Genomic DNA, 11,827 nt, shown 5'->3' on the forward strand with positions numbered 1-11,827 from the left:
GGTCAACTGTCTCGCGATCGTCGTCACATCGCCGCGCTACTGGACCCCCTCGGTCGCCTTCCCGGACGTACTCGTGCGGGCGTAGTTCGAGCGCAGCGTCGCGAGCCGGTCGCGATAGGCCCGGACGTTGCCCAGCTTGATCTCCTCGTACCCGCGGATCATGTCCGGCAGGTCGGCGATCTGCGCGGCGACCGGGAGGTTCGCCGCGCTCAGCGTGCCGAGCAGCCCGTCGATCTCGCTGCGGTAGTCGTCGATGAGAGCGCGCTCGACGCGCCGTACTTCCGCCTTGCCGAAGGGATCCAGCCGCGTGCCGCGCAGGCGCTTCATCTTGACCAGAGCCTTGAACGCCGCCTCGCCGACCGGCTGCGGCAGCGCGATCTTGGAGTCCATGCCCAGCGCCCGCAGCATCGGCGGGTGCAGCTTGAACGCGAACGAGGCGTCCTCGCCGAAGGTGGCCTTGATGTCGGCGCGCAGCTTGGGGTCCAGCGACAGCCTGGCCACCTCGTACTCGTCCTTGTAGGCCATCAGCTTGTACAGCTGCTTGGCGACGTTCTCGGCGAGCGCCGTCGAGCCCGGCGCGACGGCCGCCTCGCGGGCCCGGACCTTCTCGACGAACTGCACGTAGCGCGCGGCGTACGCCCGGTTCTGGTACTCGACGAGCTCCCCGGCACGCAGCGTCACCAGCCGGCGCAGCTCGCCGTCCTCGCCGCCGAGCGCGCGGGCGACGGCGACGCCGGCGTTGGACGGCGCGCTCGCGTTCTTCTTCTCGCGCAGGTGATCCAGCCCCAACGCGTCGACGGCGTCGTTGACCGCCGCCCGGTCGCTGACCAGCTGACGTCCGCGGCGGAAGGCCTGGATGTTCTGCTCGACCCGGACGCCGTTGAGCGTGATCGCCTCCTCGATGGCGGACGCCGGGATCGGCAGCGCGCCGGCCTGGAACGCGACGCCGACCAGGAACACGTTGGCGTACTGGTCGTCACCGAACAGGCCCAGCGTGGCCAGCCGGGCGTCGACGAGGGTGTTGCGGTCGGCGCGGGTGGCGTCGTCGATCCGTCCCACCGTGGCGTCGTCCGGCGGGAACAGCACGGAGGTGTGCGCGACCATCGCCCCGGTCGGCGTGTGCGCCTTGTTGATCACCGCGATCGTCTTGTCGGCCGCGGTGACGGCGAGGTTAGCGTCGGAGGCGCCGACCAGCAGGTCGCACACGAGGTACAGGTCGCATTCGCCGGTCGAGATCTTGTTGGCCGCCTCGATCGGCCGGGCCGCGATCTTGATGTCGGAGACGACCGCACCGCCCTTCTGCGCGAGCCCGAGCTGGTCGAGGGTACGCACGTGCCGGCCGGCGATGATGCCGGCCTGCGCGACGATGGCCGACACGGTGACGATCCCGGTGCCGCCGATGCCCGTGAACCGGATCGCGAACTCGTCCTCCGGCACGTGCACCTCCGGGTCCGGCAGGATCGCGGCGTCGATCGGCGGCGCGACCCTCCTCGGCGCCTGCGCGGCGCCCGTGCCGGGGGTGACCGTCAGGAAGCTCGGGCAGTCGCCCTCGACGCACGAGTAGTCCTTGTTGCAGGAGGGCTGGTGGATCGCCGTCTTGCGGCCGAACTCGGTCTCGACCGGCTGGACCGACAAGCAGTTGGACTTGTCCCCGCAGTCGCCGCAGCCCTCGCACACCCGCTGGTTGATGAAGATCCGTGTCTCGGGCTCGGCGACCAGCCCACGCTTGCGCTTGCGGCGCAGCTCGGTGGCGCACTCCTGGTCGTGGATCAGCACGGTCACGCCGCGGATCGCCGCGAGCTCCTCCTGCGTCTGCAGCAGCTTGTCGCGGTGCCGCACCTCGACGCCCTTGGGCAGCGTGACGCCGTCGTAGCGGTGCGGCTCCTCGGTGGTCACGACGACCCGTTTGACGCCTTCCGCGAGCAGCTCGGCGGCGATGCTCGGCACCGACATGCCGCCGACGGCGTCCTGCCCGCCGGTCATCGCGACCGCGGAGTTGTAGAGCAGCTTGTAGGTCACGTTGACGCCGGCCGCGACCGCGAACCGGACGGCGAGCGAGCCGGAATGGTGGAAGGTGCCGTCGCCGATGTTCTGGAACAGGTGCTTGTCGCCGACGAACGGCTCGATGCCGACCCACGGTGCGCCCTCCCCGCCCATCTGGCAGGTGCCGAGGACGTCGCCGACCCGGTCCTCGTCGAGGAACATCGCCATGGCGTGGCAGCCGATGCCCGCGCCGACGATCGAGCCGGCCGGGACGACGGTGGAGCGATTGTGCGGGCAGCCCGAGCAGAAGTACGGCGTCCGCGGGAGCAGCGGCAGCTGGCGGCGCCGTGCCGGCGCGGGCACCGGCGGAGCGAGCCGCGCGGTCAGCCACGCGTTGACCGACGGGATGTCGAGCCGCTTGGACAGCCGGCGCGCGAGCACCTCCGTGATCACGTCGGCGCCGAGGTCGTAGTGGGCGCGCAGCAGCGGCTCGCGGTTCTCGTCGTGCTTGCCGACGACGAGCGGGGCGTCGGCGACGTTGAACAGCAGATCCTTGATCTGCTGCTCGATCAGCGGCCGCTTCTCCTCGACGACGACGAGCTCGTCGAGACCACGGACGAAGTCGTCGATCTCCTCGGGCAGCAGCGGGGCCACCATCGCGAGCTTGAGCACGGAGATGCCGTGGCGCTGCATCGACTCCTCGTCGATGCCGAGGTTCGCGAGCGCCTCCATCACGTCGAGGTAGGCGATGCCCGAGGTCACGATGCCGACCTTGGCCGCCGCCGCGCCGGTCCGCCGGTTGAGGCCGTTCGCCGCGGCGTACCGCCGGGCGAGCTCGAGCCGCTTGCCGACCAGCGACTCCTCGAGGGCGGCCAGGTGCGGCGGCAGCAGGTGCATGGTCGGCTCGTGACGGTAGGGCACCCCGTCGAACGTGTTGTCCGGGACGACGACCTTGACCCGGTCGGGGCTCACCTGCGCCGAGCCGGCACCGTCGGCGACGTTGGTGGCGATCTTCATGCCGGTCCACAGCCCGCTGAACCGCGACATGGCGATGCCGTGGATCCCCAGGTCGAGGATGTCCTGCGGGTCGGACGGCGAGAGGACGGTCATGCCGAGCTCGGCCATCGCGGTCTCGGAGGAGGACGGGACGGTGGAGCTCTTGGCGATCGAGTCGTCGCCGACGAGCGCGAGGACACCGCCCAGCGGATGGGTACCGCCGAGCACGGCGTGCCGGATGGCGTCGGTCGCGCGGTCCAGGCCGGGTGCCTTCCCGTACCAGATGCCGGCCACGCCGTCCTTGGTAGCGCTGGTCTGCAGCGGCGCCATCTGGGTGCCCTGGACGGCGTTGGCGGCGAGCTCCTCGTTGAGGCCCGGCTGGTGGACGATGTCGTGCTCGCCGAGCAGCTTCTTCTGCCGGATCAGCTCCAGGTCGTACCCGGCCAGGGGCGAGCCTTCGTAGCCGGAGACGAACGCCGCGGTGTTCAGGCCGGCCCGGCGGTCGGCGCGGCGGATGTCCATCGGCAGGCGCACGAGGGCCTGCACCCCGGAGAGGTAGACGGTCCCGTCCTCGACCTCGTAACGATCGCTGAGCCGGCGCGGCCGGGCATCGACGTCGCGATTCTGCTCGACGCTGTGGTGGATCGGTTCGGGCACGGCAGGACCTCCGGGGATGCGTCCACGGTTCGCGTGGAGGAAGCGGTCTCGTCACGCACCACCGGCTGGATCGCAGCGCGAGCGGCAAGGTGACGGCCCTCTCGATGAGGGCGAGTGCTGACATTCATGCACACATCACCGCGGCGCGCAACAAACGCGCCGCGCCCTGCCGCCTGGTCGTTCTCGAATCGTGAGACGGCCTCAGTTCGAGCGGAGGTACTCCAGCTGCGCCTTGACCGACAGCTCGGCCGCCGGCCAGTTCGACTCGGGGACGTCGGTGTAGACGTGCTCGACGACCTGACGCGCGCTCGCGTCCGGACCCAGTACGCCGAGCGCGTCGCGCACCTGCTGGAGCCGCTGCGCGCGGTGCTCGAGATAGAAGGCGGCGGCCTTGCCCGCCGACGCCAGCTCGGGTCCGTGGCCGGGCAGCACGGTCGCGTCGCCGTACGCCTTGAGCCGTTCCAGCGAGGCCAGGTACTCGCCGAGGTTGCCGTCGGGGTGCGCGATCACCGTCGTTCCCCGGCCGAGGATCGTGTCGCCGGTCAGCACGGACGCTGCGTTCTCGCCGTCGTCCACCACGAAGCTCAGCGAGTCGCTCGTGTGCCCCGGGGTGGCGATCACCCGCACCTCGACACCGGCGGCGGCGATCAGGTCGCCCTCGCCGAGCCCCTCGCCGCCGTACCGGTGCTGCGGGTCGAGGGCGCGCACCCGCGCGCCGGTCATCTCGTGGAAGGTGCGCGCCGACTCCGAGTGGTCCCAGTGCCCGTGGGTCAGCAGCACCTCGACGACGGTGCCGGCCTCGGCGGCGACCACCTTGAGGTGCTCGAGATCCTCCGGGCCGGGGTCGACCACGATCGCCTCGCGGCGCCCGGACGCCCGCAGCAGCCAGGTGTTCGTGCCGTCGAGCGTCATCACGTTGGGATTGTTGGCGAGCACCACCGAGGCGTACGGCGCGACGTCCCGCCGGGTCTCGTACAGCGGGTGGGTCATGGCGGCTCTCCTCGTGCTCGGGTCTGTCGATCCTCGGGTGTGTTGCTCCGGGTCTGATCCTGCGGGTCACTGTCCTGCGGGCCGGTGTGCGGACGCGGTGGGTTGTGCCCCGCTGTCCGCTCGATAGCGGGGTGCATCCCACCGCATCACGCGGGAGCGGGGTGCAACCCACCGCACGTGGCACATGGCCGGCGGATCGCTAGTCGGCGACGGACCGTCCCGGCCCCATCCGGACCGACGGCTTCATCAGCGTCCCGTCCGGCAGCCGCACCTGCAGCACGCCGTCGATCTCGACCAGGGCGGGCTGGATCGGCTGGATGCGCCGCGGCGGCGCGCCGGCCATCGCCTCGTCGGCGGTGCCGAAGCGGGCGAGGTCGGTCAGCGTGGCGATGGTCGGCGGCAGCATCGGCCGGACGCCGGTCTGGGCCTCGGCGAGCGCGTCGTGGACGCCGACCCACTCGGCCTTGTCGTGCTCGGTGGAGATCGCGCGCGGGTGGACGCCGTCGGGCAGCTTCATCAGGAAGAAGCTCGTGTTGTAGCGCTTGGGCTCCTGCTCGGGGGTGATCCAGTGCGCCCAGGGCCGCACCAGATCGGCCCGCAGCGACAGCCCGCGCCTCTCCAGCAGCTCGCTGAGGGAGTGCTCGCGGTTCAGCAGTCCCTGCCGCTCGGCCTCCCACTCGTCGTTGTCGGTGTCGACGACCGCGGTACGCCCGGCGGTGGCCAGCAGGATGCCGGCCTCCTCGAACGTCTCGCGGACGGCGGCGGCGACCAGGGCGCGCGCGGACCGCTCGTCGCAGCTGAACGCGTCCGCCCAGAACCCGGCCTCCGGGCCGATCCAGCCGAACTCGGCGTCCAGGTCACGCGGGTCGACGCCGCCGCCGGGGAAGGCGGTCATGCCGCCGGCGAACGCCATCTGCTTGACCCGCCGGATCAGGTAGGCCTCGAGGCCGGCCTCGCCGTCGCGCACGAACAGGACCGTCGAGGCCAGCTTGGGCTGGCTCGGCGCGCTCACGCGCCGACCTCGACGACGATCTCGACCTCGACCGGCGTGTCGATCGGCAGGACGGCGACGCCCACGGCCGAGCGGGCGTGCGCACCGGCCTCCCCGAACACCTCGCCGAGCAGCTCGGAGGCGCCGTTGATCACCTTCGGCTGGCCGGTGAACGACGGATCGCTGGCCACGAAGCCGACGACCTTCACGACCTGGGTGACCTTGTCGAGCCCGACCAGGGCGTCGATGGCCGCGAGCGCGTTGATCGCGCACTGCCGGGCGTCGTCGTACGCGTCCTCCGGCGAGACCTCGGCGCCGACCTTGCCGGTGCGGCGCAGCTTGCCGTCGACCAGGGGCAGCTGCCCCGACGTGTAGACGAGCGAGCCGTTGCGCAGGGCGGGGACGTACGCCCCGGCCGGCTTGGCGACCGGTGGAAGCTCGATCCCGAGCTCGGCGAGCCTGGTGTGGACATCGGACATTCGGGAGAACCTCTCTTCGGGGTGGGCGCGCCGCCCGGTCTGACGGGCTAGCTGCGGGGCCGCTTCATGAACGCGACCAGCTGCTCGCCGGTCGGGCCGGGGGTCACGGTGACGAGCTCCCAGCCGTCTTCGCCCCACGTGTCGAGGATCGCCTTGGTGTTGTGGGTCAGCAGCGGCACGGTGGCGTACTCCCACGTCGTCTTGTCAGCCATGCCCTCACTCTAGGGGTATGCCGTACGGCGCCGATCCGGCGAGGGCCGCAGTGGGTCGCGCGCACCACACCGGTTCCTCCGGATCGGGGCTTCGCGAGCGCCGCGGCCGCACTACGCTGGCGACGTGGACGCTGCCTTGACCCCCGCCTGGTGGACCGATGCGCGGTTGCACGTCGTCAGCGGCAAGGGCGGCGTCGGGAAGACCACCGTCGCCGCCGCGCTCGCCATCGCCCTCGCGACCGGCGGCCGGCGCACCCTGCTGGTCGAGGTCGAGGACCGGCAGGGCATCGCCCAGCTGTTCAACATCCCCCCGCTGCCGTACGCCGAGCGCCCCATCGCCGCGGCACCCGGCGAGGGCGAGGTCTACGCGCTCGCCGTCGAGCCCGAGGCCGCTCTCGTGGACTACCTCGACATGTTCTACGGGCTGGGCCGCGCCGGCGGCATGCTGCGGCGGGTCGGCGCGATCGACTTCGCCACCTCCGTGGCCCCCGGCCTGCGCGACGTGCTGCTGACCGGCAAGGTCAAGGAGGCGACGACGCGGGCCAAGGGCGGCAAGCGCGCGTACGACGCCGTCGTCCTGGACGCGCCGCCGACCGGGCGCATCGGCCGGTTCCTGAACGTCACCGGCGAGGTCGCCGCGCTGGCGAAGGTGGGCCCGATCAAGAAGCAGTCGGACGGCGTGATGGACCTCCTGCGCTCGTCGCGGACCGCGATCCACCTCGTCACGCTGCTGGAGGAGATGCCGGTGCAGGAGACCCTGGAGGCCGCGCACGACCTGCGCTCCAGCGGTCTGGACATCGCGTCGGTCGTGGTCAACATGGCCACCGAGCCGCAGATGTCGGCCGGCGAGCTCGACGACATCGCGGCCGGCGACGATCCGCTCAAGCAGATCTCCACCGGGCTCAAGACGGCCGGGCTCGCCGCGTCGTACGCCGAGCCGCTGCGCGCGGAGCTGGTCGACTACGCGCGGCGGTTCACCGTCGAGCAGCAGGCGCGGGCCGACCTGCCCTCGCTCGGCGTACCGATCACCGAGCTGCCGCGGCTGCACGGCCAGATGACGGCCGACGCGCTGGGCGACCTCGCCGAGCTGATCCGCGAGCAGACCGGCGCAGACGAGGTCGCCGATGTCTAGGCCGCGCCTCACCCTGCGTCCCCGCGGCGCCGACCGGCTGGACGTCGACGGGTTGCTGACCTCCCCCGAGACCCGCGTCGTGGTGTGCTGCGGCGCCGGCGGCGTCGGCAAGACGACGACGTCCGCGGCGATCGCGCTGCGGGCCGCCGAGACCGGACGGCGGGTCGTCGTGCTGACGATCGACCCGGCGCGCAGGCTCGCCCAGTCGCTGGGCATCGAGCAGCTGGACAACGTCCCGCGCAAGGTCGTCGGCGTCGAGGGCGGCGAGCTGTTCGCGATGATGCTCGACATGAAGAGCACGTTCGACGAGATCGTGCTCGAGCACACCGACGAGCAGAAGGCGCAGGAGATCTTCGACAACCCCTTCTACCAGACCCTGTCGAGCTCGTTCGCCGGCACGCAGGAGTACATGGCCATGGAGAAGCTCGGCCAGCTCGTCGCGAAGGACGAGTGGGACCTCATCGTGATCGACACTCCGCCGAGCCGTTCGGCGCTGGACTTCCTCGACGCGCCGGAGCGGATGGCGCGGTTCCTGGACGGGAAGGTGCTGCGGGTGCTGCTCGCGCCCGCGCGCGGCGGCGGCCGGATGTCGCTGAAGATCGTCAGCGCCGGCATGGGGCTGTTCTCGAAGGTGCTCACGCGGATCGTGGGCAGCGAGGTGCTGGGCGACATCTCGAAGTTCGTCGCCGCGCTCGACACCATGTTCGGCGGCTTCCGCACCCGCGCCGAGGCGACGTACAACCTGCTGCGCCAGCCGGGGACGTCGTTCATGGTGGTCGCGACACCCGAGCCGGACGCGCTGCGCGAGGCGTCGTACTTCGTCGACCGGCTGGTCGGGGAGACGATGCCGCTGGCCGGCGTCGTGATGAACCGGGTGCACTACTCCGAGGCGCCCGAGCTCGCGGCGAAGAAGTCCCGCGAGGCGGCCGACCGGCTCTGGCCGGAGGACGAGGAGCCGACCCACGAGGGCGCCGTCACCGCGGCCGCGCTGCGGGTGCACGCCGACCGGATCGAGCTCGCGCTGCGCGAGCAGTCGCTGGCGCAGCGGTTCGTCACCGCGCATCCCGACGTCCCGCTCGGGGAGGTCGCCGCGCTGCCGACCGACGCGCACGACCTGGACGACCTGCGCGAGATCGGCGCTCGGCTCGCCGAGTCCTGACCCGGTTCCCGGCCGATCTGCGGGGCTGCCAGTGGCGGTTCGGGCCGCTTATCGTGCTCCGCTGCCCCGCAGAAGGCGCCGGCGATTACGCGATCTTGGCGTCGGGGTCGTCGGAGGTCAGCAGCTCGCGCCAGGAGGCGACGTCGGGGTTGCGCCGCAGCAGGGCGCGTCGCTCGCGCTCGGTCATCCCGCCCCACACGCCGAACTCGGTGCGGTTGTCGAGCGCGTCGGCGAGACACTGGACGCGCACCGGGCAGCCGTCGCAGATCTTCTTGGCCTGGTGCTGGGCCGCGCCCTGCACGAACAGGGCCTCCGGGTCGATGCCCCGGCAGCGGGCCTCGCTCGCCCAGTCGGCCATCGGGGAGCGTGCCGCGGCGGTGAAGACAATCGTGCTCGACATGGGGGCATCTCCTCGTAATGACGGCCGCGTTCTACCGCTGCCTCTAGGTAAGGAGACCAACAAAGGTGCGACTCGTGACGCGGCCCGGCCAGACACGACCCGGGCTTCACGCCCACTTCACACTTGCCTGCTCGATGGGAGCCCCCAAAAACGGAAACGTCGATCCTCTCACGCTTGCGGGCCTCTCGCCACCCGCTGAGGCTTGCGGGGCGACGCGGCCTAGAGGCATCGTTCACGATTTACCCGCTTGTGACTGGTGACTGCGTAGGCTGGCCAAGTGTCAAGCCGCGCATTCAACAAGATGGCGACCATCGTCAAGCTGGTCGCCGCCATCGCCGCCGGCGGGCTGGTGCTCGCCGCCATGCTCTTTCCTGCCTTCGGTGGGGCGGGGGCCGCGGCCAAGAGCACAGCGTCGGCGGTGAACGATCTCGACACGCAGTTCCAAGAGTCCAACCCGGCCCTGGTGACCACCGTGCTGGCAGCGAACGGCCAGCCGCTCGTGCACTACTACAACTACTACCGCGAGCCGATCCCGCTCAGCCAGATGGGCGAATGGCTGCCGAAGGCCATCGTGGCGGTCGAGGACAAGCGGTTCTACGAGCACAAGGGCGTCGACCTCCAGGGCATGTTCCGCGCGGCGGTGCAGAACGCGGTCAAGGGCGGCGTCTCGCAGGGCGCGTCGACACTGACGCAGCAGCTGGTCAAGAACACGCTCTTCTATCAGGCCAAGACGCAGAAGGAACGCGATGCGGCGACCGAGCAGAGCCTGGGGCGCAAGCTGCGCGAGGCGAAGATCGCGCTGAACCTCGAGAAGACCCTCACCAAGGACCAGATCCTCGAGAAGTACCTCAACCTGATGAACATGGGCGGCGGGGCGTACGGCGTCCGCGCCGCCGCGCAGACCTACTTCGGAGTCGAGCCGGCGCAGCTCGACATCGCGCAGGCCGCGATGATCGCCGGCATCGTGCAGAACCCGACCAAGTACAACCCGCTGCACAACCCGGACCAGACCAAGAAGCGGCGGGACGTCGTCCTGACCCTGATGGCCGACCAGGGCAAGATCACCACCGCGCAGCGCGACGAGGAGATCAAGAAGCCGATCACGCTCAGCGGCAACGGCGCCAAGCCGTCGCGCTCGTGCTCGGAGGCGCCGAACGGCGCGGGCTTCTACTGCGACTACGTCTGGCAGTACCTCACCCAGAACCTCGGCATCCCGGAGGCGACCCTCAAGGAGGGCGGCCTCACGATCCAGACCTCGCTGAACCCGTCGTACCAGGAGTCGGCGAACAACGCGATCGTCAGCGCCTCGACGTCGTTCAACAGCGACCCGTCGATCTACGGCTACGCCGATCAGCGGATCGCGACCATGCCGATCCTGAACGTCAAGGACGGCCAGGTCCTCGCCCTCGGCGTCAACAAGAAGTACGGCAACGACCCCAACGACCCCTCGCAGACGGTGTTCAACTACCCGGTGCAGCCCAACGGTGACGGCGCCGGGTCGGTGTACAAGATCTTCCCGACGGTCGCCGCGCTCAACGAGGGCACCGGGATCAACTTCGAGCTCAACACGCCGCCGCCGTACAAGTCGAAGATCATGGCGCAGCAGGGCATCTCGTACGAAGTCTCGAACGCCTCCCCCAACTACCCGCCGAAGCTGCCGCTGTGGAAAGCGTTGTACATGTCCTCGAACACCTACTTCGTGGCGCTCGAGGACCACATCGGCAGCCTGAAGCCGATCACCGACGCGGCGTACGCGATGGGCCTCTGGGCACCGGGCGACACGAAGATCCGCGACCAGATTGCGGCGGAGAACCGCGCGTCGTTCACCCTCGGCCCGGAGGCGACCAGCCCGCTGCGGCTCGCCGTAGCCTACGCGACGATCGCCAACCGCGGCACCAAGTGCGAGCCCACGCCGATCATGTGGATCGCCGGGCCGGACGCCAAGACGGCCGTCAACCCGCAGACCAACAAGCCTTGGTACACGCCGGGCACCAACTGCACCCCGGGCGCCGTCTCGCAGGGCGTCGCCGACACGATCAACCAGATCCTGCTCAAGGACGTCATGCCGGGCAACCCGAGCCAGACCGGCAAGCGGGCCTATGTCCCCGGCTACCAGATCGCCGGCAAGACCGGTACCGCGCAGGACAACCGCGCGTACTCGTTCGTCGGCTTCACGCCGGACATCATCGCCTCGGTGCTCGCCTTCGATCCGAAGTCGAACAAGCCACTGCCCTCTCCCGGCGGCGGCGAGGAAGGCTTCGGTGGCGGCTACCCGGCGCGCATCTGGAACCTGGCGATGCAGAGCATCCTGCCCCAGGTGGGCGCGAGCTACTTCCCACCCCAGGATCCTGCGGTCGCCAACGGCAAGACGACGGTGCTCAACGTCAACTGCGTCGGCCAGTCGCCGGCAAACTGCAAGTCGATGGCCAAGCAGGCCGGCTACCCCGCGGAGGACAGCGGGACGCCGGTCGACTCCACGCTCCCGGCCGGCGTGGTCGCCTCGCAGGACCCGCCCGCCGGGTCCGCCGTGCCCGAGGGCACCACGATCACCTACAGCGTCTCGACCGGCAAGGCGCCGGCCGGGCAGCCCTGCCAGCCCGGCCAGGACCCGGCCACCGGTTGCGTGCCGGCGGCGCAGACCAGCGCACCGGCCCAGCCGACGGCGCCTGCTCCCCAGCCGACGGCGCCCGCGCCGCAGCCCACGGCGGCACCGCCGAACGGCGGCACCGGCAACGGGGGCGGCAACAACGGGAACGGCCGCGGAAACGGTGGGGGCTGATCATCGCTAGCTCCAGCGCCGTACGACGGGCCGCCGCGATCAGCGGCGG

The 11,827-nt window shown here is 70.8% G+C and carries 9 protein-coding genes; 3 read left to right on the forward strand and 6 right to left on the reverse strand.

The annotated features are described in order from the left end of the window. Window positions 1-36: 36 nt before the first annotated feature. From F8A92_RS05730 to F8A92_RS05750, 5 genes are all read right to left on the reverse strand, one after another. Window positions 37-3,636: an indolepyruvate ferredoxin oxidoreductase family protein gene (locus F8A92_RS05730; RefSeq protein WP_228389240.1), complete on the reverse strand. Its 3,600-nt coding sequence runs from the start codon at window positions 3,634-3,636 to the stop codon at window positions 37-39. 201 nt (window positions 3,637-3,837) lie between these two features. Then, window positions 3,838-4,626: an MBL fold metallo-hydrolase gene (locus F8A92_RS05735; protein ID WP_153504196.1), complete on the reverse strand. Its 789-nt coding sequence runs from the start codon at window positions 4,624-4,626 to the stop codon at window positions 3,838-3,840. Between the two features lie 199 nt (window positions 4,627-4,825). Continuing rightward, window positions 4,826-5,638, reverse strand: coding sequence for an NUDIX hydrolase (locus tag F8A92_RS05740; protein ID WP_153504197.1), 813 nt, complete (start codon window positions 5,636-5,638; stop codon window positions 4,826-4,828). After that, window positions 5,635-6,096, reverse strand: a complete 462-nt coding sequence (locus tag F8A92_RS05745) for a RidA family protein (RefSeq protein ID WP_153504198.1) — start codon at window positions 6,094-6,096, stop codon at window positions 5,635-5,637. The genes F8A92_RS05740 and F8A92_RS05745 overlap by 4 nt, the downstream gene beginning before the upstream one ends. Before the next feature lie 47 nt (window positions 6,097-6,143). Next, entirely contained in the window at window positions 6,144-6,308 is a 165-nt protein-coding gene (locus tag F8A92_RS05750) for a DUF4177 domain-containing protein (protein ID WP_153504199.1), read from the reverse strand. Between the two features lie 124 nt (window positions 6,309-6,432). Between F8A92_RS05750 and F8A92_RS05755 the strand changes: the two genes are divergently transcribed. Then, window positions 6,433-7,440: an ArsA-related P-loop ATPase gene (locus F8A92_RS05755; RefSeq protein WP_153504200.1), complete on the forward strand. Its 1,008-nt coding sequence runs from the start codon at window positions 6,433-6,435 to the stop codon at window positions 7,438-7,440. Then, entirely contained in the window at window positions 7,433-8,599 is a 1,167-nt protein-coding gene (locus F8A92_RS05760; protein WP_153504201.1) for an ArsA family ATPase, read from the forward strand. The genes F8A92_RS05755 and F8A92_RS05760 overlap by 8 nt, the downstream gene beginning before the upstream one ends. A gap of 85 nt (window positions 8,600-8,684) precedes the next feature. Here F8A92_RS05760 and F8A92_RS05765 read toward each other — a convergent pair whose 3' ends face one another. Next, the gene (locus F8A92_RS05765; protein WP_323368423.1) at window positions 8,685-8,999 is read right to left on the reverse strand and encodes a WhiB family transcriptional regulator; all 315 of its coding nucleotides are present in this window, start codon (window positions 8,997-8,999) and stop codon (window positions 8,685-8,687) included. 277 nt (window positions 9,000-9,276) lie between these two features. Between F8A92_RS05765 and F8A92_RS05770 the strand changes: the two genes are divergently transcribed. After that, the gene (locus F8A92_RS05770; RefSeq protein WP_153504202.1) at window positions 9,277-11,778 is read left to right on the forward strand and encodes a penicillin-binding protein; all 2,502 of its coding nucleotides are present in this window, start codon (window positions 9,277-9,279) and stop codon (window positions 11,776-11,778) included. The last annotated feature ends 49 nt before the right edge of the window (window positions 11,779-11,827 follow it).

This window comes from Cumulibacter manganitolerans, assembly GCF_009602465.1.
GTDB classification, from domain to species: Bacteria; Actinomycetota; Actinomycetes; order Mycobacteriales; family Antricoccaceae; genus Cumulibacter; species Cumulibacter manganitolerans.